Below are 24412 nucleotides of genomic sequence, written 5' to 3'. Positions count from 1 at the left end.
TTAGCGGTGCTCAGTCTCAATAATTCTTACAGTTTTAGAACGACCTCTTACTACCAATGAATGGCTAATCGCACCAAATGCGGTGTGTCTGACCCCCCTGAGTAACTCACCATCTGTAATTCCAGTGGCGGAAAAGAAAACATCATCAGAGGCAACTAAATCATTAGTTGTATAAATCTTAGAAAGATCATGACCAGCAGCTTTTGCTGATGATTTTTCACTCTCACTTTGCGGTGCTAATTGACCTTGAATTACTCCGCCCAGTGCGCGCATTGCAGCAGCGGTTACTACTCCTTCAGGTGTGCCACCAATACCCATCAAAATATCAATTCCAGTACCGATTCGGGTGGTTTCTATTGCAGCTGCCACATCGCCATCTCTAATTAATCTAATACGTGCCCCTGCTTTACGTAACTCCTGCAAGAGATCAGCATGTCTTGGTCTATCCAAGACTATGACTGTTATGTCACTTACATCAACTCCCTTTGCTTTTGCAACCTTTCGGACATTTTCACCTGCTGGAGCAGTAATATCAATAACAGCTGCTGCTTCGGCCCCAGTAACAATTTTGTTCATATAAAAAGCACCCTTGGGATCAAACATAGTGCCGCGGGGAGCCAGTGCGATTACGCTAACTGCGCCATTTAAGCCATTTGAAGTTAATGTTGTGCCATCAATTGGATCAACTGCAACATCGCAATTTGGTCCACTACCATTTCCGACCTCTTCACCATTATGCAACATGGGTGCGTTATCTTTTTCACCCTCACCAATAACAATCACACCGTTCATATCAACGGTATTAATCATTTTACGCATTGCCGCAACTGCTGCACCATCAGCTGCATCTTTATCGCCTCGTCCAACCCAAGCAGAGGCAGCGACCGCTGCAGTTTCAGTAACTCGTACTAATTCAAGTGCTAAGTTGCGGTCTGGGAAATTAAACTCTGCTGACATCTGCACCTAACGATTGTAGTTGTGCTGGGAAATCTGGATATCCTCGATCAATATGGAATGCATCCTCAATAATAGTCACCCCATCACTCACAAGGGCAGCCAACACTAGGCCAGCACCTGCTCTGATGTCAGTGGCAGCAACGGGGGCTGCAGATAATTGATCAATTCCAGTTATTGCTGCGTGATGGCCATCAACTTGGATCTTAGCTCCCAGTCTAAGTAGTTCATTTACAAACATAAATCTACCTTCGAAGACATTTTCAGTGACTAACGATGTGCCATCAGCAATTGCATTTAAAGTGATAACCATTGGCTGAAGATCTGTCGGAAATCCAGGATAGGGAAGTGTTGCTACATCAACTGCTATCGGTCGCTTATCCATTTTTACTCTAAACCCATTTTTAGTGGTAGTAATTACTGCGCCAGCTTCAACTAATTTATCTAATGGCATTTCCAGGTGGTCTGGGCGGCCGTTTTCAATCGTGATATCACCTTGAGTCATTGCAGCTGCAAATGCCCAGGTCCCTGAGACGATGCGATCTGCCAAAGTTGCATGGGTAGCTGGGTTTAATTCTTTAACACCTACAATTTTAATAGTATGAGTTCCAAGCCCGGAAATTTTTGCGCCCATAGAGATTAAAAATTCACCCAGATCTACTACATCTGGTTCACGAGCAGCGTTTTCAATAGTGGTTGTTCCGCGAGCCAATGTGGCGGCAGTCATAATATTTTCAGTAGCGCCAACACTTGGAAACTCTAAAGTTATATTTGCACCCTTCAATCCATTTGGAGCTTTTGCAATAACAAATCCATGTTCAGAGTTAATATCTGCGCCCATATCTGTTAGGCCATTAATATGATAATCAAGTCCACGCGATCCAATTGCGTCGCCACCAGGTAGTGCCACTTCAGCAATTAACTCTCTAGCAATTAATGGACCCAAAACATTAATTGATGCTCGCATCTTTCTTACTAAATCATAATCAGCTCGATGACCCAATTTTTCTGGTACATCAATACTGACCTCATGGCGATGGTTATCTACCTCAACTTTGCAACCTAATCGAGTGAGTAACTCAGCCATGTAATCAACATCTGCGATCGCTGGCAGATTAGTGATTGTAGATTTTCCGGGGGCGAGTAGTGTGGCAGCCATTAATTTAAGTGCCGAGTTTTTTGCTCCAGAAACTCGAACTGTGCCAGATAATCTGGCACCTCCGACTACCCGCAACCGTTCCATAATTCCCCATTGTAATTGCTTAAGGTAGGGTGAGGTCATGGTGAACTTAACCCGGATCTATACAAAAACTGGCGATGATGGCACAACCTCACTTGGGGATATGAGTAGAACCTCAAAAAATGATCCACGCCTTGAGGCATATGCGACCGTAGATGAAGCAAACTCTTCAATAGGTGTCGTATTAGCCATGGGAAATCTAAAAGATGAAGAGATTAAAAAATTATTAATTCGAGTACAAAATGACCTATTTGATGTTGGCGGGGATCTATGTACACCAGTGGTCGATAAGCCCGAGCATGAGCCGCTTAGAGTTCTAGAGTCTCAGGTTGATTACCTTGAAAAACAAATTGATAAATTCAATGAAAATCTAACACCACTTAGATCATTTGTTTTGCCATCCGGAACTCCAGCTGCTGCCCTTATGCATGTGGCGCGAACAGTAACCCGACGAGCAGAACGCGCAACCTGGCATGCGATACATTCTTTTGGTAGCGGTGTTAATCCAGTAACTGCTAAATATTTAAATCGCTTATCAGATTTATTGTTTGTGTTGGCCCGCTATGTCAATAAAGAAATTGGTGATCAATTATGGGTCCCAGGAGCTAACCGCTAGCTATTTAAAGTCGCCTTTGCGATTTTAAGATCTTTTTCAAAGACAAGTAACTTCGGTCCTTCTACAGTTTGTGTCAAGGTCGCCTTGATTCCCACTTCAAGTAGTTTTTGCCTGAGCATTTCACCCTCAATATGATTTTTGGGCGAATGAGCAACCTTTAGTAATCCATATTGATCAGCTGTGCCTAATTTCTTATTTTTTTCGATAATCGATTTATTTCTTGAAAAAGCCCATTTCAGAATTACAATCATTACTGCAACAACAGCAAAGCCAGACAATGAGATTAGAAACAAGCTGTTATTGATGCCGCCTAACAATTTAGATTCCTATTTTTTACTTTACCGGGGTGTAGGTATTGGTGATCGTATTATCAACGGAACCAGTTTTGTGACAGATTGCAGAAATTCCACCAACAAATATGCCTGGACGTTGTGCACCAGGGATGCTCTCACCAGTGTTTGGATCAACTACTGCTGGGCTAAATATTGGCTCATCACTAACTAAAATAATATTTGCATAGGTTTTAGGCGCAAGCTCTTTAGATGTGGTTAGTAGTCTGCCAAGAACAATTTTTTTAGTTGAATCAGCGGGGTCATTTCCATACACAGTTGATTTAATCTCCCACCATTTGCAGGTGTAATCTGCGGCAACAATAACCGCACCACAAGCATTTGCCTCACATTTTTTCACTAACTCTGCCAAACCAGCTTTAGCTGAAATAAGCCCCAATAACTCTTTGCTACTTGGAATCTTTGCATATATCCCTTTATTAGCGGTGAAACCAACTGGTGGCCACTCTGGTAAAGGTGATGGAATTGGAGTTGCAGTTTTCTTCACCTTCTTTTTAGTAGGTTTTTTACTTGGCTTTTTTGAAGGAGTTGTTGTTTGGGAAGTATTTGGTGTTGCCGTTGCAGATTTTGTTGCTGCCGGTTTGGTAGTTGAGGTTGGCTTAGGGCTTACTTTTGGTGAAGGAGTTGCGCCATATGCAGATGTAATTGACACTGAAACAGAGATTAGTATGGCAATAATTAATTTTATGTTTACTCCCTACTCCATTTAAAAGTTTTTATGGCCAGTACTAATCCAACTAGTAACCAGATGAACAAAACTAGGGCAGTCCTACCAATCTCCCAGTTTCCTGCAACCTCTTGGGAGGCAAAATCATCTGGTAAAAACACTGATCGCATTCCTTGGGTAAGCCATTTCAGCGGGAATAGCGCAGCAAACTGTTGCATCCAAGTTGGTAGTGAGGTGAAAACAAAAAACACTCCACTAAAGAATTGCAAAATTATTACGATTGGTGAAACAACCGCTGATGCACCTCGGCCAGTTTTTGGCACAACTGAAAAGGCAATTCCCAAGACGGTAGAGCAGGCACTTCCCAGGATTATTAACCATGTAAAAGTCCACCATGAGTTCATATCTGTTGGCAGGTTTAAACCAAAAAGTACAGTTCCGAAAAACAATAGCAATACGGTTTGAATGATCATCAAAATGGTAACTAATAAAGCTTTACCAATAAAATATGATGTGACTGACATTGGCGTACCACGCAACCTTTTTAATGTGCCGTCATCTCTCTCCATGGGAATTGTGATCGCCAGTTGTTGAAATCCAGTATTTACCAAGCCAGATGCAACCATGCCAGCAACAAAATATTGGCTAAAGGTAACCCCTGGTGCAATAGTGTCTTGAAAGACTGAACCGAATATAAATAGCAGAATGACTGGAAAAAATAAAGTGAATACTACGGACTCACGTTGGCGCAGGAATTGCTTTAACTCTAATTTGCTGCGCAGTAACCCAATTCTTATGCTTTTATTAATCGTATTCATTTAAGCCCACCAATCATTTTTAAATAAATCTCCTCTAGATTGGGTCTTAAAACTTCTAGCTCGGGAATTTGGCCATTAAATCTCTGACTTAATTTGGCTACTTCTGCTGTTGGGTCCTTACTTAAAATCTCTTTGGATACACCATCTTCTAACCAACAAACTTTAGCTGGGGCATTATTGCGGCCCCCAAGGGTTTGTGGAGTTGCAATTTCAATAATTTTTCCATTGTTAATTACACCAACGCGATCAGCAAGTGCCTGAGCTTCATCCAAATAATGCGTCGTAAGCAAAATCGTACTGCCCTCAGATTTTAAAAGTTTAATTAACTCCCAAAATGATCTTCTCGCCTCAGGATCAAATCCAGTAGTTGGCTCATCTAAAAAGATTAATTCTGGAGAACCAATAATCCCCAGAGCAACATCTAGCCGTCGACGTTGCCCTCCAGACAGCTCACGCACTTTTGCATTAATTTTTTCTTCCAAGCCGACTTCACTAATTACTTGGTTAACATCACGAGGCTTTTCATAGTAATTTGCAAAGTGTGAGATCGTTTCTAAAACACTCAAATCTGCGGCATCACTTGTGGATTGCAAAACAATACCAATCCGATTTCGCCATCTTTGACCTGAATCACCCTTTGTCGCTGGATCGAATCCCAACACTCTTACTTCACCAGAAGTGGCATTTCGATAACCCTCAAGGATTTCAACGGTTGTTGTTTTACCAGCACCGTTTGGTCCTAGGAGTGCGAAGATCTCACCATTTTCAACTTGCAGGTCAATCCCTGCAACTGCAGCTTTGCTGCCGTAATTCTTTACTAGGCCACGTATCTCTATTGCTGGGGCATTACTCATAGCGACATCTTGCCTTAATTGGTAATAAAAACTCAATTTGTTCGGGAGAATAATCCTGTGAGTCCACGTAAAATGAAGCCGAAAAACAAGGTTAAAAGGGTCAACATCGCTGATGATGAGCGAGATATCACAACCTCAAATGAGTCAATTGAAGAGCATGATGACGGAATTTACGTAGTTAGAAAAATTAGTGGTTCAACCTCAAATAAACCATATCGTTGCCCAGGCTGTGATCAGATAATTCCCATGGCCACTCCGCACACAGTAGCTTGGTTGGAACATGATCAAAGCGGGAGGCGGCATTGGCATAACATCTGTTGGAGTAAGCGAAATCTGCGAAAACCAAAGGTTGAGCGCACACGTAATGCTCCTAGATACTGAGATGGCCGGGAGAGAAATATTTAATTTATAAGTTTCTAGTTATAGTTGGCAAATGAGCAAGACATTTACCGCAGTTAATCCAGCAACAGGCCAATCTGTTGGATCTGCGATCACGGAGTGGGATTTTGACCTAACCAGCGCCGCCATTAAATCTGCTGAAAAAGTTAAGTCAAAATTGGCTGGAACAAATCCAACCCAAAGAGCCGCCTTATTAAATGCGATCGCAAATGAAATTGAAGCGCAAAAAGAAAAACTAGCTGAAATATCACACTTGGAAACAGCGTTGCCAATGGCTCGAGTAAGCGGAGAGGTAATGCGCACAGTCATCCAGATACGCGCATTCGCAGAGCTGGTAAAAACTGGCGCACACCTATTGCCGATTATTGATTTGGCAGATCTAAATTATCTGCCAGTTGCAAGACCCGATCTACGCAAATCTCAACAACCACTCGGAGTTGTTGCGATTTTTGCAGCCTCTAATTTTCCACTTGCCTTCTCAGTTGCTGGCGGTGATACCGCATCCGCGTTGGCAGCTGGCTGCCCAGTTGTTGTAAAAGCACATCCATCACATCCAAATACCTGTCAAATGGTTTATGAAGCGGTCATTAAGGCGATTACTTCACAAGGATTACCTAAGGAGATATTTACTCTTGTGCAGGGAGTTAATCCTGAAATTACACATTGGTTGGCAAAAGCACCAGAAATCACTGCGGTTGGATTTACTGGATCTGGATTAGTTGGTAAATTATTAATTAAGTTGTCGCAAGAGCGAGAAGTCCCCATTCCTGTTTATGCCGAAATGGGATCATTAAATCCAGTATTTTTCACCCCCACATCTTTAGTTGAAAAGTCAGAGGAGTTGGCAAAGGCTGCAATGGATTCAGCCCTGCTTGCCTCTGGCCAGTTTTGCACTAAGCCTGGAATTATTGTGGTGCCAAATGACTCACTTGGCGATAAATTCATTGAACAAGTAGAAGCATATATCTCAGGACAAAAAGTTGGGCCATTATTAAATAAAGGTATTGCCAGCAGATTTATCGAAGCAATCAGTTCAATCAGCAAAGCTAAAGCAGTTCGGGTAATTACCGGAGTGAATAACCCTGAAGGATTTGGCGTGACTCCAAGTATTTTTGTAGTTGATTGGAAGGATGTTAATAACCATGATGATCTATTAGAGGAACATTTTGGGCCAACCTCAGTAATTATTCGAGCACCATTTGATCAATTCTTAACAGTTGCCAAGGCAATGAGTGGGCAATTAGCATCAGCTATTCATGCGGGCAGTAATGAAGATGTAACAGCCTTAGTGAATCAACTCTCTCAACTTGCCGGGCGCCTAATCTGGAATGGATTTCCTACCTCAGTCTCAGTCACAGCTGCCCAAAACCATGGTGGACAGTGGCCAGCTTCATCCAGTCATACCACCTCAGTTGGTTTAGATGCCTTATATCGTTTTGTTAGACCAGTGGTTTATCAAAATTTCCCAGATAAGCAATTACCTGCAGAGTTGCAAAATGGTAATCCATATGGAATTGAGCGAGTAATTAATGGAGAGCGAAGCAATAAAGTAATTAATTAATTACTTAAAATTTATAACCTTATTCTTAATAGTTCCGATTCCTTCAATAGTAGTGATGATATTTTCCCCACCTTTTAGGAATTTCTCAGGTTTAAATCCCATACCCACACCCTCCGGTGTTCCAGTGTTTATTACATCTCCTGCTTTTAACTCCATAAATTGTGAGATATACCAAACGCAATGATTAATACCGAAGATCAAATCATTTGTACTTGAATTTTGTCTTACCTCACCATCAACAGTGCATGAGAGGTTTAGGTTGTCTGCCGATAGATTATTTTTTGCAAGCTCATCTTGGGTTACAATCCACGGACCCATAGGATTAAATGTTGGAAAAGATTTACCCTTCACCCATTGGCCACTGCGTTCCACCTGCCAGTGACGCTCAGACACATCTTGTGAGATTGTGTATCCAAGAATGTACTCCGCTGCTTGTTCAGGAGAATTCAAGTAAAGCGCATTTTTTCCGATAACCACACACAACTCAACCTCATAATCAGTTTTAGTTGAATTAGGTGGCACTGCAACATCATCATTAGGGCCAATTACTGTGTCGGGTGCCTTCATGAAAATAACTGGCTCAGGCGGAGGAGTCATTCCAGATTCAATTGCATGTTTTGCGTAATTTAAGCCAACACAAATGACTTTGGTTGGGCGGGCAACAGGAGAGCCAATTCTATAATCTGCAATCTTTACCTTACTTCGCTTACTTAAATCTGCTTTTTCAAGCTTTGCGATTGCGCCATTCTCTAACTCAACTCGATTGAAATCTGCAACTAAGTCATCAACAAATACCACCTCAGTATCTGAGACAAGTACTGCTGGCTTTTCCTTACCAAACTGACCTAGGCGTGCGATTCTCATTTGTCCTTCACTTTCATTGAGATGAAGTTTTTCTGGTTATGAACTAGAATATGAAAACCTTAACATAGGAATTTTCTCAATATTTGAGAGTTGAAAGTGAGCCGGAAGGGTGAGCGTGAGCGAAGAGAAATTTGATCGCCGCAGCCAGTACTGGTTTGGATTAAAAGATAAGGGTGGTTACATCCACCGAGAGCGCCTTCGCAATCAAGGATATGCCCCTGATGTATTTGATGGCAGACCAGTAATTGGTATTGCCAATACCTGGTCGGAGTTAAATCCTTGTAATGGATCCTTAGATGATGTGGCAGAAGCAGTAAAGCGTGGAGTATGGGAGGCAGGTGGTTTTCCACTTGAATTTCCAGCGATGTCACTTAGTGAATCCTTACAGCGACCAACCACAATGTTATATCGCAATATGTTGGCGATGGAGGTTGAAGAGTTAATTAGATCCCATCCATTAGATGGTGTTGTATTACTTGGCAATTGCGACAAGACACCACCTGGATTATTAATGGGAGCAGCAAGTGTTGATCTACCAACACTGATGATCACTGGTGGACCGATGCTCAATGGTAGATATCAAGGTCAACCAGTTGGCTCAGGAACTTTAGTTTGGAAATATAGCGAGCAGGTCAGAAGCGGCAAGATCAGTTTTGAAGAGTTTATGGCGATGGAGTCTTGCTCTGCACGTAGCCAAGGTTCATGCATGACAATGGGAACTGCTTCAACTATGGCATGTGTTACTGAAGCACTTGGTGTGCAACTACCAGGAGCGGCTGCAATTCCAGCGGTTGATTCACGCAAATTTACCTTAGCAACCTTATCTGGTCGTCGAATTGTGAAGATGGTGGAAGAGGATTTGCGGCTTTCAAAAATATTAAATCGCAAAGCATTTGAAAATGCTATCAAGATATTAGCTGCTATCGGTGGCTCAACCAATGCAGTGGTTCACTTATTAGCAATTGCTGGTCGAGTGGGCGTGCCATTGAATCTAGATGATTTTGATAAATTGGGTAAAGATGTTCCCGTCATTGCAAATATGATGCCAAGTGGTAAATATCTGATGGAAGAGTTTTTCGATGCAGGTGGTGTGCCAACTGTCATGAAGGAGATCGCAAACTTAATTCACACCGACCACATCACCGTAACTGGTAACACTGTGAAGGAAAATATCGAAGGAGCTGAAAATTGGAATAAAGAGGTGATTACCCCAGTAAGTAAGCCATTTCAAGCAGCTGGTGGTGGAATCGTGGTGGTTAAAGGCTCACTCGCTCCAGATGGCGCGATTATTAAAGTATCAGCTGCGACACCAAAGTTATTAACACACAAAGGAAAAGCACTTGTATTTAATGAGATTGAGGAGTACTTAAAAGTTGCTGATGATCCAAATTTGCCAGTTACCGCCGATACTATTTTGGTTCTAAAAAACTCTGGCCCAAAGGGTTATCCCGGATTTCCAGAGGTCGGAAATCTACCGATGCCAAAGAAAATGTTAGATCAAGGTGTTACCGATATGGTGAGAATTTCAGATGCCAGAATGAGTGGAACCGCATATGGCACGGTGGTCTTGCATGTCTCGCCAGAGTCAACTGCTGGTGGACCACTTGCGTTTGTGCAAAATGGTGATGAGATTGAACTTGATGTGCCAAATCGTAAATTAAATTTACTTATTTCATCTGAGGAGTTAGCAAAACGTAAAGCAGCTTGGGTAGCACCAAAACCTAAAGCAGACCGTGGTTGGAGCAAGATGTATATCGAGCATGTGCAACAAGCACATCTTGGGGCTGATCTTGATTTCTTAGTTGGTGGCAGTGGCGATTACGTTCCGCGCCACTCACATTAATTAAAAGGATTTAAGAACCTACACTCCTCTGTTGCCTCAAGCTCAAGCAACCTATTCCACTTTGCATTCCTTTCAGAGCCATGAGTTGACCCCACCTTAATCTGACCAGCACTCCAGCCAACAGCTAAATCTGCTAGCCAAGAATCCTCATTTTCACCAGATCTAGCCGAAACGACAGTATTGAAATTGTTTGCTCGAGCCTGTTTTAACACATTAAGAGTTGAGGTGACTAAACCATTTTGATTTGCTTTAATCAATATTGCATTTGCACTCTTACTGGCAATTGCTTGATTTAAGCGATCTAGATTTGTTGTGAGTAAATCATCACCCATAACCTGCAGTTTCTTAGGAGCAATTTCAGAAAAATTCTGCCAACTTTGCCAATCATCCTCTGCAAATGGGTCTTCAATTGAAATAATTGGCTGGTTAGATGTTAGATCACCGATGTATTTAACAAACTCGGCAGATGTGTAACTCTTGTTAGTAGTTGCAAAATTGTATTTATTTCCATCAAAAAATTGTGTGGCAGCTACATCTAGCGCAAGTGCAACTTCAGTGCCCACCTTCAGTCCCACTTTTTCAATTGATTTTGTGACAAATTCACAAGCCTTTTCAACGGAATCAAATGCAATTGCTAGCCCGCCTTCATCTGCAATCAGATTTGTCACCGCTCCTGACTCTTTGCCCAACTTAGCTGCCATTTCACGGATGGCCACGATCCAAGAGAGAGCTTGAGTGAATGATTTGGCGCCCACTGGAATTATTAAAATATCTTGAATATCCATGGTGCGATTTGCATGTGCACCGCCAGATAAAATATTAACCATCGGCATTGGAATCAGTAGTTGTTTTTCGGCGGTGAAATATCGCGCCAGTGATTTGTTCTGCCCATGAGCATCAGCTAAAGCAGCAGCTAGAGAAACCGCTAGCGTGGCGTTGGCACCTAACTGAGCGTGATCAATACTTGGATCTAACTCGCTCAACTTGTTATCGACTGAACTTAAACTTATCTGATCTTCAATCAGTAGCGGCGCAATCTTCTCATTGATATTGGCGACGGCTAATTGGACAGATGCACCTGCAAAAAACTTTTCGGCATGCTTGCTGCCAGTATCACGCAACTCTTTAGCTTCATGAGAACCGGTTGAAGCACCTGAAGGAACCCTGGCGGTATGAGTTGAGCCATCAGTGAGTGATATCGATGCTGCAACTGTTGGCCTGCCTCTGGAATCTAAAACCTGATAACCAAATACCTTGGTAATTTTCACTTAGCGCTCATCTCAAATAGATTTGCAACAGGTAATTTAGCATTATCCGCTAAAACTGCTTTGGTAAAGCTTTGTATTTTCTTCTGTTGTACTTGGTTTAGGTAATTTACTGGTGATTTACCTTCAACTCTGGCAAGTGCAATTAGGGCGGCGTGCTTTGCCACCGTGGGTGAGATCGACCTTAGTTGGGCATACTCTGCGGTAAAGGTATTTGCAGTATTACTTAAAAGCTTAGCCTGCAGGCGATCTTCGGTTCGAAAGAATTTACAGAGCAAATGTGCGATTAAAAAAGCCAGGTCAAAGACCGGATTTCCGACGTGAGTGACTTCAAAATCTAAAATGTAAATCTGATCATCCATAGAAACCATAATGTTTTTCGGGGAGAAATCTCCGTGCACAATTGTGGTTTTATCACCCTCTAATTCATTAATAAGTTTTCTAATTGGAACCTCAATTTGTGGACTTTTGGCAGCTACAAAACGGTAGAAGGGATCAATGCGCAGTTGTTCAAACAGAGTATCTTCCATAAATTTAATCCTGGCTGAAGCGGTAACTTCGCCATAGTTATGCCATGTGGCAAGCGTCTTTCCTAAACCAGCACCCACATCTGGATTAATAATTCCAGCAAGTAAATCAGATTTCCAAACCGTACTACCTACTGGTACACGTTCTAGCACAAGAATAAAACGCTCTGGATCTAGGAATATCAACTTTGGCACTTGAGCTGGGCTTAATTGGTTAAACAATTTAATAGCATCTGCTTCCACAATTGCACGGCGTTGATCAGCTAGCCATTTTTCACTCACTGCAAGCTCGGCTAATGCCTGCTTTAAAACCAGTTTTTGATCTGCAGTTGTAATAGCCAGAACTACATTTGATACACCGCCAGTTAATACCTCAACCTCAGCCTTATCAGTGGCAGAGATAATATTTTTGTCAGTCAGATATTGAACAACAGTATCCTTATTAAGAAGTTCTACACTCACAAATAGCGCCTAAAGAACCCGGGCGATGGCAAAGCCGTAATCAACAAATAAAGATTGTCCAGAGATTGCAGTGTTGTCTTCACAGCCAAGCAGGTAAGCAGCATTTGCCACATCACTTGGTACCACCATTTTATGTCCGGGAGTTTGCCACTCAACATTTTCAATCTGTTCTGGCTTTAGTAATCCCCGTGCCATTGGTGAATCAACTACTCCAGGCAGCAATCCATTAACTAAAATTCCTTTGGCATTACCTAAATCAACCGCCATCGATCTAACCAAGCCACCAACTGCAGCCTTGGTGATTGTGTAGGACATCTTTTCTTGCCTCGTTACTTGCTCCCAAAAGGAGCTCAAGACCACCATTTTCCCTTTGCTCTTAATCAAGTTGCGAGAAATAAGCGCTTTAGTAGTTTCGGTAATAAAACTAACATTTGCTTCAAACAGTTTGTTTAGGTCATCTAAGGAATTATTAATCACTGAATCATTGATGTTGGCTCCCTGGGCAAAAATTACTGTGTCAAATAATTGACCTTTTAGTAGCTCTGGAAATGAAGAGTCAGCAATTGGCAGTTGGAACTGATCCTTAGGATTACTTATTTTTCGAACACCGTAGGTGACTTCATAATTATGAGATTTAAACTTTGTGGCAATCGCCTGACCCAATACTCCTGTGCCCCCAAAGATTAAAAGCTTAAGCGGCGCGGGATTAGTCATTTTATTTTTTAAAACCATACCTATCTAATATCGCCTTGCTAATTGCAGCACGGCGCACCCGCTCTTTCGCAGTTGACTCAACCAATCCTTGGATGTGGGCACCTGCGGGATATAAACCCGGTGAGTTTCTGAGTGTGAACTTTAAGTAAATCGGAGCAGCCACTCTTACCAAATCTGGTGTTTCATAATGTCTTACCGCACCACCAAAATCATCTGGCCCTTCAACATAAATATCAACTGGTAGATCAACCTGTGATCTTATGGCAGCAATTTGTTGCAAGGAGAGATCAGTGGCTAAATTTAAAGTAGAGGCACCAAGATCTTCTAGGAGTGCAGCGGTTGCTGGATTATTACAAACCAACGCCACTGAAGTTTTAAGAATTAACTCCTTAGGCAGATCACCCTTGCGCTTTGCATCTCCTAATACCTTTAATAATCCAAGATCTCCCACCAAAACACTTCGAAGCCCAAGATTTACGCCATTTATTACATCCTCTAATGCAAATCTAAGTTGATCACCACCGCGAAGAGTTGGCGATGCAATCACGCCAGCACTAGCACTTACCTGCTTTCCAATATCCCAGGAAGCCCTTGGCCCAACAAATAAGCAAACCTCAATCTTCTCCTTCTTACCCATCGCGACCATCTGCTTAATCTCATCATCAGTTTGCATCATGATGCCAGAGCCTTGGGAGATGCGATGTATTACTAGCTTATGTTTTTTTGCTTCGTCAATTACAGTTTTAAATGCAGCCGGACCTTCTACCGATGGAATCTCTATTTTGTAGCGGCTGCCGTCGGCAAATCTCTTGCCAGATTCGGGTAATCCATCTGCATCTTGTGATTGAATTTTTTGTTTGCTCAATATCCCAATGGAGCGCTTCATTGGGCCCTTGGGATCTCGCGTGCTTGGCCAAGATGCCATCATGCTCCATTTCAATTCACTTTTTAGATTAAAGGATTAGGCAAGTATAATCGGATAACAATGAGTAACAACAGCGCTTTCCAAGAGATCTCCTACGCAGGTCAGGTAGTAATTGTTACTGGCGCAGGTAGTGGAATTGGTAAATCTGCCGCCCAATTAATCGCATCCCGTGGGGCAAAGGTAATCTGTATTGATTTAAATCAGTCAGGTATTGATGAGTGTGTAGATCTGATTACAAAATCAGGCGGAGCTGCCGAAGCTGTGGTTTTAGATATATCCAATCAAAAAAACGTTATGGATTTAATTGCAACGCTAGGAAGTACACATAAAAGAATTGATGCATTAGTAAATTGCGCCGGCTACCCAGGACCTACGGGAAAATTTGTTGAGGAGATTACTTGGAGTGATTATCAAAAAGTAATCGAGGTTAATCTCTTTGGTGCTATCTGGTTAACTCAAGCAGTGTTGCCAATTATGAAAAAACAAAAGTATGGCCGGATTGTGCAGGTGGCATCAATTGCCGGTAAAGAGGGCAATCCCAAGATGGCCCCTTACAACACCGCTAAAGCTGGCTTAATTGGTTTTGTAAAAGGTGTTGCTAAAGAGGTTGCAGTTGATGGAATAACAATAAATGCACTTGCTCCAGCCGTAATTGCAACGCCAATTAATGTGAATACCGCCAAAGAAACTTTGGATTATATGATCTCAAAAATTCCAGCCGGCCGTCTTGGTGAGCCAAGTGAAGTTGCAGAGATAATTGCATTTATGGGATCAAAGGCTTGTTCATTTACAACTGGCTTTACTTTTGATATTTCAGGCGGGCGAGCAACCTACTAATTCTTTTAAAATAAGTGGCATACTTGCACTTATGGCCGATGTCGTCCGAGCGTTATCACTTGATCAATTACGTAAACGTAAAAGTGTTAAGTGGCGACAATTTCCAAATGATGTTCTGCCGCTACCTGTTGCTGAGATGGATTTTGAATCAGCCCCGGCAATAAAAGCTGCCTTATTAGATATGGTCGAGCGATCAGATACTGGATACCTCGGACCATTCCCAGAGTTATTTGATGCCTTTGCCAAATTCTCACTATCTCGTTGGGGTTGGCAGGTTGATACCAAACAAATGCGCATGGCAACTGATGTTGGCGTTGGCATTGTGGAGATCATGCGCACCCTAATTAAGCCAGGTGAGAAGGTAATGCTTAACTCACCAGTTTATGAAAATATCTGGCGATGGATTACTGAGGTTAATGCCACCACAGTTGATACCCCTCTTATTGAGGAGGATTTAAATTACAAATTAGATTTAGTAGCGATTGAAAAAGAGTACAAGGCTGGTGTTAAGGTCCATATTTTGTGCCATCCACATAATCCAGTTGGGGTTATTTTTGATAAGCAACAATTAAGTGCGTTAGCTGAGTTGGCAAAGCGTTATCAAGTGGTGATTTTAAGTGATGAGATCCATGCACCTCTTTCCTATGACGCAAAAACTTTTACACCCTTCTTAGCTGTAAGTGATGTTGCCAAAGAGGTTGGAATTATTATTACTAGCGCAAGTAAATCCTTTAACCTAGCTGGGCTTAAGTGTGCGTTTATCATTACTCAATCAAGTGCGCTGCAGGAGCGAATAAATAAAATGCCACTGGCGGTAACTTGGCGGGCATCTTTATTTGGCGCAGTAGCATCAACTGCTGCTTATGCAGACTCTGTTAATTGGTTAGATGGAGTGTTGATCACATTGGATGAGAATAGGAAATTACTTAGCAATTTACTGCAAAGCAAATTACCGCAAGTTAAGTATCGAATTCCAGATTTTGGCTATCTTGCTTGGCTTGATATGAGCGCCCTTGGTTTAGGGGATGATCCAGCAGCGAAGATTTTAGAAAAAGGAAAAGTGGCATTAAATGGTGGAGTTTTATATGGACCAAAACATAAGAGCTTTGTCCGACTTAACTTTGGAACCAGCCCGCAAGTAATCACTGAAGGTATTGATCGGATTGCAAAGAGTTTGTAGTACTACTTCTTTCTTCCATGCAAGCGCTTAATCAAGGTTGTTATGATTTTTTCTGAAACTTTTGTGCGCTTGAAGGTAGTAACTCTAAGTGGAATTCTAAATCTAGTTTTAACTACTGTGCGTGCGTAGGTGTACTCAAGTAAACCTTCAGCTCCATGAATGCGCCCATATCCAGAATCTTTAACTCCACCAAATGGCACAGATGCAACAGCTGCAAATAAAAAGACTGAATTTATGGAGACCATGCCACAGGCAAGCTTTGAGGCAATCTTTTCACCATCTCGCTTGGAGAAAACTGCTGCAGCAAGTCCATAGGAGCTGGCATTAGATAACTTAATTGCTTCTTCAGTATTAGATACCTTATTAATAGCAATAGTTGGCCCAAAGGTCTCCTGCGTCATCGCAGTTGAATCCTCTGGCACATCCAACATTATTACCGGTTCAACATAGGCGCCCTTTACCGAATCAGCGCCCCCAAGTAAGAATTTAGCCCCCTTTGCTTTGGCATCATCTAAATGGGATTGAATAACATTTAATTGTGATGGCATTGTGGCTGGGCCGTAATCTTTGCCAACCTCAATCTTTTTTGCCATCTTACTAATCTCTTCAATAAATTGATCAGCAACAGATTCGACCACATAAACTCTTTCTGCCCCAATACAAGATTGACCAGCATTAGCCATGGCAGACCAGAGTGTGTATTCGGCTGCAAGTTTTATATCAGCATCTGCTGCCACAATTACTGGATCCTTGCCACCACATTCGAGCACAACTGGAATCATTGATTGCGCGCAACTTTCTGCCACCTTTTTAGCAGTTTTAGTTGATCCGGTAAATGAGAGCTTATTAATCTTTGATTGAGTTAATGCTCTACCGGTATCAGGTAAGCCAGTTACCGTTGCAAAGATATTTTCAAATGGTGCAATGAGAGCAAATGAATCTGCCAGCCACTTTCCCACACCGGGTGTGAACTCAGATGGTTTAAAGACAACTGCATTTCCAGCAGCTAAGGCGTAAGCAATAGAGCCCATTGGAGTAAAGATTGGATAATTCCAAGGACCAATTACGCCAACCACACCAAGGGGTGATCTTTGAACCTGCGCCTTCATGTTAAACATCAATAAACCAGCTGGGCGATTTTGTTTTTGCATAATCTCTTCTGCATGCTTTGCTGCCCAAGCAAGATTGTCAATTGAAATAGAAACCTCTAAAGACGCATCACTTAATGGTTTGCCGCACTCAGTTGCAACTAAGGCAGCAATCTCACTTTGATTTTTAGTTATGTAAGAAGCCCATTTAAGCAAGGTGCGCTTTCGAGCGGTGAAGCCAAACTCTTGCCAGCGAATACTTGCAGTTTGGGCCAGATTTACTTGGGCAGATACCTCATCGAGTGAAAAGTTTTTATACTTTGCAATTACCTCACCAGTTTTAGGATCACATTTATCAAAGGTGGCCTCAAGGTTCATAAGGTAAGAGTAAACTCTTTTTGTGCCAGAGTTAATCCGCCCTTCAACGGTATTGCCCGCTAATCGCAGCGCAATAACCATAAAAACAAGCGATGGGCTTAATTTAGTTGGTGAGGTTTCTACCCCGCTGGGTGAAGTAAGTGGCTCACTTTTAATGCTTCATCCCAACCCATCAGGTGGGGGAATGATGGATTCTCATATATATAAAAAGGCAGCAAATCGATTACCTGCCATGGCTGGAATTCAAATAATTAGATTTAACACCAGAGGAACTGTTAGTGAAGCAGGAAAAAGTGATGGTGAGTATGACCATGGCAAAGGTGAAAAGTTAGATGTATTAGCAGCTCTTGATTACTGTTTTGAGCAATTAAAGACAAAAGTTTTATATGTAATCGGCTGGTCATTTGGTACTGAGCTGGCATTGCAATATGCAAGAGATAAAAGAATTAAAGAGTTAATACTGCTAAGCCCACCGATGTTATCTACCACGCAGGATGATCTAGATTTTTGGATTAAAGATGGCAGAGTGATTACTGCACTAATCCCTGAGTTAGATGATTACTTAAAGCCTGAAGCAGCAAAGCTGAAGTTTTCAAAGGTTAAAAACTTAAAGCAGATTGATGTGGCAGGTGCTAAGCACCTATGGGTAGGTGAGCCAATGGTTCATTTGGTGTTAAGTGAGATTGTTAAGGTTATTGCACCCAGCAGATTGCCACTTGCTATTGAAGTTTAGGATTGATCAGCTCTTGGGAAAACTACCTCATCTAAGATAAGAAGAATTGCAGCAGCAATTGGCACCGCTAATAAGCCACCAACCAAGCCCAGTAAAGATGAGCCAAGCAGGGCAGCGATAATTGTCACCAACCCAGGGATAGCCAGAGATTTTCGCATAATTCTTGGCGTGATTACATAATTTTCAATCTGCACATAAACAATATAAGCACCGAGTGCAATTGCAGCAGTGGTAAGTGAATCGGTAAGACTTACTAAAGTAACAATAGTCATTCCAATGAAGTGGCCAATGAGCGGAACAAAGCCACAGATTAACACCACCATCGCAAGTGGCCCTGGGTATGGCATGCCAATTGTTAAGCCCATAAGTAAGATAAATACTGCAGCCAGAGCAGCGATAATTGATTGGCCGCCAACAAATGAACCAACTCGGCTAATAATTGCATTAGTCAACTTAGATACCCGATCTCGCCTCGTTGCTGGCACAAAACGTAAACTGATATTAACTACCTGTGGCAGAGATGCCAAAAAATAAAGCGTCAAAATTAAGATGGTAAAGGCGGAGAACAAGCCACTAACCACAGCCTTTCCAACCCCAATTACGCCGCCAAAGGCGGTGATGGCAAATTGGCCATCCTTAATCACCGAATCAAGCCGGCTTTCCAGGGAATCAATAACTCCGTATCTAAGATTGAGATCATTAATAAAGGCGTTGTTATTTAAATCTTTAACTAATTGCGGGGCGTTATCCAGTAATTGATTGCCTTGATCAACTAAAGGCGGAGCTGCGATTGCAAAAAATAAACCAACAAAGGCTACGACGCAGGCCATTACTGCGCCAACCGCAGCGCCTCGCTTTAAGCCTCGGTTTTGGAAAAACATTACTGCCGGATTTAAACCAGCTGCTAAGAAAATTGCGATAATAATTAATATAAATACTGAACTTGCCGATGCCAGGGCCCTTAGTGTGGTCAGTGCGATAAGTGCGCCAACTGTGACCATAAAGCCAAAGTAAAAGGGGTGGGTGGTATCAACTGGTTTTCCAGCAATCCCAAAATCCTCTGGCAGGTTGCCTTTAACTTTACGGCGAAGTAGTGGTGTTAATTTCCTACCAACTTTTGGTTTACTAAATCTAGCCATTTAGTAATTTTAACCGCTTTTGCCATCAGTAAGCGGATTTGGTTAGTGAGTGCAGGTTAAATAAGAGAGAATAAGGGTATGAGCGGGCTACGAATCAAAGGATTGGGCGAGGAGATTGCAACCTTGGCAAATCTGCCTTGGGATCAACCGCTAGAAAATTGGCCCGAGGATGAGGTCCTCACCTCAATGCGTGGAATATCACGGCATGTGGTCAGATTAATCAGATCAGATCAAAAGCGAAGTAATAGTGAGATATTTGCAGTCAAGGAGACGGTTTCAGAGTTTGCCAACCGAGAGTACACATTACTGCGCGATTTAAACCAACGTACCGCCCCAGTTGTGGAGCCGGTTGCGGTAATTGAGGGCAGATTAGATAAGGATGGCAATGAGTTGCCATCCGCATTAGTTACTAAGTATCTGCCTTACTCACTTCCTTATCGAGTCATATTAAGTAGCGCAGTTACACCAACTGAGATTTTAAATATGGCTAACGCGCTCGCCTTACTTTTGGTGCGGATGCATCTGATTGGTTTTTGGTGGGGAGATTGTTCACTTTCTAATACTTTATTTAGAAGAGATGCCAATGATTTTGCCGCCTATCTAGTGGATGCAGAAACAGGTGAGTTTCATAAATCTTTAAGTGATGGCCAGCGCGAGCATGATCTAGAGCTAACTCACTTTAATGTAGCAGCAGAGTTAGAGGACTTGGCTATCGCCGGAGTTTTATCGCAAGAGATCGACCCAGTGCGAGCATCAGATGGTGTAATAAGAAGGTATCGACGATTGTGGAAGATGTTAAAGGAGCCACAGATATTAGATGCCTCCGATCGCCAGGCGGTGGAGCGGGCGATGCGAAGTTTGCAAGATCTTGGTTTTGCAGTGGAGGAGGTTGAGGTAACCACAGCGGGGGATAAGGGGTCAATTAGATTTCAACCAAAGTTGGTTGCAGCAAGGTATCACGCTAATCGTTTATATGAGTTAATGGGATTACAAACAGAGGAGCTGCAGGCAAAGCGATTACTTGCCTCCTATGATCGTTACAAAGCTAGAGAGTTTGCCCCAAACACCTCCAACTCTGTAGTAGTAAAGCAGTGGCTCTCTGATGTATTTAGACGGGTGGTAAATCAAGTTCCAGAAAACTTAAAGGGCAGAGTTGAGCCAGCACAGTTATTTCATGAGGTATTGGAGAACCGCTGGTACTTGGGTGAAAAACTAGGCCGAGATGTTGGGCTAGATTTTGCTACTGCAGATTACATTGAGAAGGTTTTGCCGTATCGAATGGATTCAGGGGTGGTAATTAATCGATGAGTACAAATAAACCCATCCCAGGCATGGCAGGTGCCAACTTCGCCAATGCCTTTGATCTATCCACCTTAAAAAAGCCAACAGGTGAAGCAGTTACTCCCACTCATGGCAAGCCGGTTACGCAAGAGAATCTAGTCGCTGACTTTGTTGCAAAATCCAAAGAGTGTGTGGTGATTTTGCTGGCTTGGTCTACCAGAAGTGCGCAGGCAAAGGAGATATTAGAAACTTTAGGAAAGCTTGAGATTGCTGATAAAAACACTTGGTTACTGGGCGTAGTAGATATTGATACCCAACCACAGGTGGCCCAAGCGCTACAAATAAAATCAGTGCCAGTTGCAATTGCAATTATTGGAGAGCAATTACTTCCCCTTTTTGAATCTGTTCCACCTGCTGATCAGGTGAGATTAGTAATTAATAAATTACTTGAGCTAGCCTCCCAAAAAGGAGTTGGTAGCGCACCTGAAGGTCCAGCTGAGATTCCAATGGAGGCTGAAGAAGAGGCTGCATATGCGGCAATGGAGAAGGGTGATTACAAAGCAGCAAAGCTTTCATATGAGGCATGGCTTAAGCGAAAACCAAATGAGCAGGTTGCAGTAGTTGGGTTAGCACAGGTTAATTTGATGCTCCGCATCGATGGCTTAGATCCAGTACTGAGTTTAAAAAATGCAAAAGATGATGATCTGACCAGCCAAATGATGTGTGCTGATATTGAGATAGCAACTGGAAATTATGAAGCCGCCTTTGATCGGCTGATAAAAGCGGTCAAATCCTTTTCCGGTGATGATCGAGATAAGGTGAAAGCACACCTGATCTCTCTATTTAATCTAGTTGATCCCACCGATCCCAGGTTGGTGAAGGCCAGAAGCCAATTGGCAAGTGCGCTGTTTTGAAAAACTTCAATAAATCTGAGTACACAAATCAAGAAAAGAATAACCTAAGTCTAATTTTCTTTTTATTTGGCATTTCTATTATGTCGCTTGCTCCCCGCACTCCAGATCTAAAAGCTAATTTAGATGTGAACAATGGAACATTTGGCACCTTACTTGGCACTGGTTCGATTGGTTCAATAATTATGTTATTAATTGGGGGACAAATTGTTCATACCATTGGTGCTAAGCGATCACTTCAAATTGGCGCGACTGCAATTGCCGTTTCTTATAGCCTATTAGTACACACCACCTCACCCTTGCTTTTTCTTATTCTTAATATTTCGGCAGGCGCGAGCGTCTCAATATTTCATATTGCATCAAGTGGCCATTCACTGCATCGACAAGATGAGATTGGCTCACCAATTGTTTCAAAGCTTCATGGTGCTTGGGCTGCAGGGGCGATGAGTACAGCGGCCATTGCATTTATAATTTCAAATCAGATATCAATAACTTGGCATATCACACTCTTAATGATTATTTTTTGGGTTGTTACCCAGATTAGTATTGCTAAGTTATCTAAAACCTTTCCAGAAAAACCTAGTGGCGAGGATGCTTATCAGGTGACCTCAATTAAGCAGTTCAAGTTCAAGGTTAATTGGTTTCTAAGTATTGGATTCTTCTGTGCCTCAATTATGGAGTTTACAATTGCAGATTGGGCAACTTTGTTTGGTAAAGAGGAGCTTGGCATGGGGGCATCAATTGCAACCTTAAATTATCTGCTCTATCTAATTGGCTTAATTATCGGTCGCTACTCAATTGGTTGGGCGCTTAAACATCAAAGTGAACAATTCTGGATTAAAACAGGTGGTTTAGTAGGTGGCTTGGGATTTAGCTTGATGATCATCACCTCAAAACTTGTGGAAGATAAAAGCAAAGGCTTAGCATTTGCGCTTGCGTTTTTCGGATTTCTATTAGCAGGTTTAGGCAGCTCTGCAATGTCGCCAATTTTCTTCTCCATCGCAGGACGGTTGTCTAACGGTCAAAACGCTATGGCGGTAGCACAACTTAGTTTTGTAAATGTCTTTATTATTTTTATTGCTAAAACTATTTTGGCTTGGATTGTGCAAGCAACTTCAATTACTGTGGCACTGCTCATCTGTGCAACAATCATGTTGGCCCTGGTTTACTTTGGCAGAATAGGATCAAGTACTCGCTAGTAATCGTGAGGTGGGTGGGTCACTCAACCTCCCCGAGTGCGTATAACAATTTTGTAATTTCACCAATTTGAGTAGTTTTTTCTTGAGTTTCTGCCTTATCAGGCGGTTCTAGGCTCACTCTCGGTTGGCGAAAAAATCCCCGAGCCTCTAACCTTTCCCCACACATAGTTGGCATCTGTTGGCTGTGTAAAACTAAGAAAGGTTTAACCCCTTGATGAAAAAGAACCGTTTAAAGGTTGCGGTTGTCGCTCTTGCTGCTTCAGTGAGCTTAGTGCTGACATCTTGCTCCTCATCTTCTTCTGATCTTTTCATTGCATCTGACCTACCACTACAGGGCGGATCTGCAGATCAGAGTAAATCAACAAACAACGCAATTAATTTATTGCTAAAGCAAGCTGGTAACAAAGCTGGCGAATTCACAATTGGTTTCCGCGAGTATGACAACTCAACTGCAGCAAAAGGTTCATGGGATGATGCGCAATGCGCAAAGAACGCCCAAGCACACGTTGCTGCTAAGGATGAAGTTGCTGTAATGGGAACTTACAACTCAGGTTGTGCAAAGATTATTGTTCCGGTATTAAATCAAGATCCAGATGGTCCAATGATCATGGTTTCTAACGCAAACACAAACCCAGGTCTTACAAAGGCATGGGATGCAGGCGAGCCAGAGAAATATTACCCAACAGGTGCACGTAACTACTTCCGAGTTGTAACAACTGATGATAACCAAGGAAATGCTGCAGCAGAGTTTGCTGCCAGCCTTGGCGTTAAGAGAGTTTATGTACTTAACGATCGTCAAACATACGGAATCGGTGTTGCACGTTCTTTCACTTCAGCTGCTAAAGCACTAGGTCTAACCTTGCTTGCAGATGGAGATGCTGGAACTGGTTGGGATGATAAAGCTCCTAACTACGAAGCATTGTTTACAAAGATCAAGGCAACAAAGCCAGATATGGTTTATGTTGGCGGAATCTTTGACCTTAACGGTGGACAGTTAGTAAAAGACAAGGTTAAGTACCTTGGCGATAACACCAAAGTTAAGTTCATGATGCCAGACGGCTTTACTGGATACCCAGACTTCTTGGCTCTGCCAGAAGCAGCCGGTGCATACCTTTCATTTACTGGTCTTTCAATTGACCAATTCCCAACAGGTGGCGCAGCAGAGAAGTTCCAAGCTGACTACCTAGCGGAGTACGGTGAGGCTCCAACTAGCTCATTCTCCGTTTATGGTGCAGCAGCAGCTCAAGTAATTCTTGCAGCAATTGCAGCATCTGACGGAACTCGTAAGGGTGTATTTGAGGCAATGAAAACTGTTGTAATCCCTGCTGAGGAATCAGTAGTGGGTACAGAACTTAAGTTCGATGCCAATGGCGATATCCTTTCAAAGGACATCACTATTCTCACAGTTAAAGACCAGAAAGAGACCTTCGTAAAGAAGATCACTATCAATTAATTCTGGTTTAAAAGCAGTAAAGGTTTGGGTGGCTCTGAAATGAGCCACCCAAATTTACTTATACAAGTTCTTTCTTTAAATTGCTCTTATCAAATCCCCATTACTGTTGTATCTTTTACCAAGGTTTTAAGGTTTACTACTGAGTTTTGAAGGT

25 protein-coding genes are annotated in these 24412 nt (G+C 42.4%); 12 read left to right on the top strand and 13 right to left on the bottom strand.

Going from position 1 to position 24412, the window contains the following annotated elements; all coding sequences use genetic code 11:
* Complete coding sequence (glpX, locus tag B1s21160_RS04855) at window positions 1-957, bottom strand: class II fructose-bisphosphatase (RefSeq protein WP_095672631.1); 957 nt, start codon at window positions 955-957, stop codon at window positions 1-3.
* Entirely contained in the window at window positions 941-2197 is a 1257-nt protein-coding gene (gene murA, locus B1s21160_RS04850) for a UDP-N-acetylglucosamine 1-carboxyvinyltransferase (protein ID WP_041887899.1), read from the bottom strand. Before murA ends, glpX begins: the two co-directional genes overlap by 17 nt.
* 37 nt (window positions 2198-2234) lie before the next feature.
* Between murA and B1s21160_RS04845 the strand changes: the two genes are divergently transcribed.
* Entirely contained in the window at window positions 2235-2810 is a 576-nt protein-coding gene (locus B1s21160_RS04845; protein ID WP_041887886.1) for a cob(I)yrinic acid a,c-diamide adenosyltransferase, read from the top strand.
* Here the strand turns inward: B1s21160_RS04845 and B1s21160_RS04840 are convergent.
* Together B1s21160_RS04840 and B1s21160_RS06465 are read right to left on the bottom strand one after the other, a co-directional pair.
* Window positions 2807-3127: a hypothetical protein gene (locus B1s21160_RS04840; protein ID WP_095672630.1), complete on the bottom strand. Its 321-nt coding sequence runs from the start codon at window positions 3125-3127 to the stop codon at window positions 2807-2809. The genes B1s21160_RS04845 and B1s21160_RS04840 overlap by 4 nt on opposite strands.
* A 16-nt stretch (window positions 3128-3143) precedes the next feature.
* Complete coding sequence (locus tag B1s21160_RS06465) at window positions 3144-3539, bottom strand: hypothetical protein (RefSeq protein ID WP_223297937.1); 396 nt, start codon at window positions 3537-3539, stop codon at window positions 3144-3146.
* 7 nt (window positions 3540-3546) lie between these two features.
* Here B1s21160_RS06465 and B1s21160_RS06460 point away from each other — a divergent pair, with 7 nt between their 5' ends.
* The gene (locus tag B1s21160_RS06460; protein WP_223297936.1) at window positions 3547-3870 is read left to right on the top strand and encodes a hypothetical protein; all 324 of its coding nucleotides are present in this window, start codon (window positions 3547-3549) and stop codon (window positions 3868-3870) included.
* Here the strand turns inward: B1s21160_RS06460 and B1s21160_RS04830 are convergent.
* Entirely contained in the window at window positions 3851-4645 is a 795-nt protein-coding gene (locus B1s21160_RS04830; protein ID WP_095672628.1) for an ABC transporter permease, read from the bottom strand. The two genes, B1s21160_RS06460 and B1s21160_RS04830, sit on opposite strands and share 20 nt — an antisense overlap.
* Window positions 4642-5499: an ABC transporter ATP-binding protein gene (locus B1s21160_RS04825; protein WP_095672627.1), complete on the bottom strand. Its 858-nt coding sequence runs from the start codon at window positions 5497-5499 to the stop codon at window positions 4642-4644. The genes B1s21160_RS04830 and B1s21160_RS04825 overlap by 4 nt, the downstream gene beginning before the upstream one ends.
* Before the next feature lie 57 nt (window positions 5500-5556).
* Between B1s21160_RS04825 and B1s21160_RS04820 the strand changes: the two genes are divergently transcribed.
* Complete coding sequence (locus B1s21160_RS04820; protein WP_041887893.1) at window positions 5557-5880, top strand: Rv1322 family protein; 324 nt, start codon at window positions 5557-5559, stop codon at window positions 5878-5880.
* Between the two features lie 52 nt (window positions 5881-5932).
* Window positions 5933-7459, top strand: a complete 1527-nt coding sequence (locus B1s21160_RS04815; RefSeq protein WP_095672626.1) for an aldehyde dehydrogenase (NADP(+)) — start codon at window positions 5933-5935, stop codon at window positions 7457-7459.
* On the opposite strand, the gene B1s21160_RS04810 is transcribed toward B1s21160_RS04815, so the two are convergent.
* Window positions 7460-8323: a fumarylacetoacetate hydrolase family protein gene (locus B1s21160_RS04810; protein WP_095672625.1), complete on the bottom strand. Its 864-nt coding sequence runs from the start codon at window positions 8321-8323 to the stop codon at window positions 7460-7462. It abuts the gene before it with no gap.
* 115 nt (window positions 8324-8438) lie between these two features.
* Here B1s21160_RS04810 and B1s21160_RS04805 point away from each other — a divergent pair, with 115 nt between their 5' ends.
* A complete protein-coding gene (locus B1s21160_RS04805) occupies window positions 8439-10166 on the top strand; it encodes an IlvD/Edd family dehydratase (RefSeq protein WP_095672624.1) in 1728 nt (575 codons plus the stop codon).
* On the opposite strand, the gene eno is transcribed toward B1s21160_RS04805, so the two are convergent.
* From eno to B1s21160_RS04785, 4 genes are read right to left on the bottom strand one after another with little or no spacing between them, the layout of a single operon-like run.
* The gene (gene eno / locus B1s21160_RS04800) at window positions 10163-11434 is read right to left on the bottom strand and encodes a phosphopyruvate hydratase (RefSeq protein WP_095672623.1); all 1272 of its coding nucleotides are present in this window, start codon (window positions 11432-11434) and stop codon (window positions 10163-10165) included. The genes B1s21160_RS04805 and eno overlap by 4 nt on opposite strands.
* Entirely contained in the window at window positions 11431-12420 is a 990-nt protein-coding gene (locus tag B1s21160_RS04795) for a phosphotransferase family protein (protein ID WP_095672622.1), read from the bottom strand. The genes eno and B1s21160_RS04795 overlap by 4 nt, the downstream gene beginning before the upstream one ends.
* A gap of 9 nt (window positions 12421-12429) precedes the next feature.
* A complete protein-coding gene (locus B1s21160_RS04790) occupies window positions 12430-13134 on the bottom strand; it encodes an SDR family NAD(P)-dependent oxidoreductase (RefSeq protein ID WP_223297935.1) in 705 nt (234 codons plus the stop codon).
* 1 nt (window position 13135) lies between these two features.
* Complete coding sequence (locus B1s21160_RS04785; protein ID WP_095672620.1) at window positions 13136-14059, bottom strand: U32 family peptidase; 924 nt, start codon at window positions 14057-14059, stop codon at window positions 13136-13138.
* A gap of 60 nt (window positions 14060-14119) precedes the next feature.
* Between B1s21160_RS04785 and B1s21160_RS04780 the strand changes: the two genes are divergently transcribed.
* A complete protein-coding gene (locus B1s21160_RS04780) occupies window positions 14120-14896 on the top strand; it encodes an SDR family NAD(P)-dependent oxidoreductase (protein ID WP_095672619.1) in 777 nt (258 codons plus the stop codon).
* Between the two features lie 31 nt (window positions 14897-14927).
* Window positions 14928-16076, top strand: a complete 1149-nt coding sequence (locus tag B1s21160_RS04775; protein ID WP_095672618.1) for a MalY/PatB family protein — start codon at window positions 14928-14930, stop codon at window positions 16074-16076.
* A gap of 2 nt (window positions 16077-16078) precedes the next feature.
* On the opposite strand, the gene B1s21160_RS04770 is transcribed toward B1s21160_RS04775, so the two are convergent.
* A complete protein-coding gene (locus tag B1s21160_RS04770; protein ID WP_095672617.1) occupies window positions 16079-17542 on the bottom strand; it encodes an aldehyde dehydrogenase family protein in 1464 nt (487 codons plus the stop codon).
* A gap of 22 nt (window positions 17543-17564) precedes the next feature.
* On the opposite strand from B1s21160_RS04770, the gene B1s21160_RS04765 reads away from it, so the two are divergent.
* Window positions 17565-18275 carry an alpha/beta hydrolase gene (locus tag B1s21160_RS04765; RefSeq protein ID WP_095672616.1) on the top strand — a complete coding sequence of 237 codons (711 nt, stop codon included), beginning with the start codon at window positions 17565-17567 and terminating at the stop codon, window positions 18273-18275.
* Here the strand turns inward: B1s21160_RS04765 and B1s21160_RS04760 are convergent.
* Window positions 18272-19414, bottom strand: coding sequence for an AI-2E family transporter (locus B1s21160_RS04760; protein ID WP_095672615.1), 1143 nt, complete (start codon window positions 19412-19414; stop codon window positions 18272-18274). The two genes, B1s21160_RS04765 and B1s21160_RS04760, sit on opposite strands and share 4 nt — an antisense overlap.
* A 78-nt stretch (window positions 19415-19492) precedes the next feature.
* Between B1s21160_RS04760 and B1s21160_RS04755 the strand changes: the two genes are divergently transcribed.
* From B1s21160_RS04755 to B1s21160_RS04740, 4 genes are all read left to right on the top strand, one after another.
* A complete protein-coding gene (locus B1s21160_RS04755) occupies window positions 19493-20722 on the top strand; it encodes a DUF4032 domain-containing protein (RefSeq protein ID WP_095672614.1) in 1230 nt (409 codons plus the stop codon).
* Window positions 20719-21609: a co-chaperone YbbN gene (locus B1s21160_RS04750; RefSeq protein WP_095672613.1), complete on the top strand. Its 891-nt coding sequence runs from the start codon at window positions 20719-20721 to the stop codon at window positions 21607-21609. The genes B1s21160_RS04755 and B1s21160_RS04750 overlap by 4 nt, the downstream gene beginning before the upstream one ends.
* Complete coding sequence (locus tag B1s21160_RS04745) at window positions 21606-22805, top strand: MFS transporter (protein ID WP_095672612.1); 1200 nt, start codon at window positions 21606-21608, stop codon at window positions 22803-22805. Before B1s21160_RS04750 ends, B1s21160_RS04745 begins: the two co-directional genes overlap by 4 nt.
* A 214-nt stretch (window positions 22806-23019) precedes the next feature.
* Entirely contained in the window at window positions 23020-24258 is a 1239-nt protein-coding gene (locus tag B1s21160_RS04740; RefSeq protein ID WP_095672611.1) for a branched-chain amino acid ABC transporter substrate-binding protein, read from the top strand.
* Window positions 24259-24412: the final 154 nt, after the last annotated feature.

The organism is Candidatus Nanopelagicus hibericus (assembly GCF_002288005.1).
In the GTDB taxonomy this organism is placed as follows: Bacteria; Actinomycetota; Actinomycetes; order Nanopelagicales; family Nanopelagicaceae; genus Nanopelagicus; species Nanopelagicus hibericus.
This window is presented reverse-complemented; position numbering and strand designations above follow the sequence as displayed.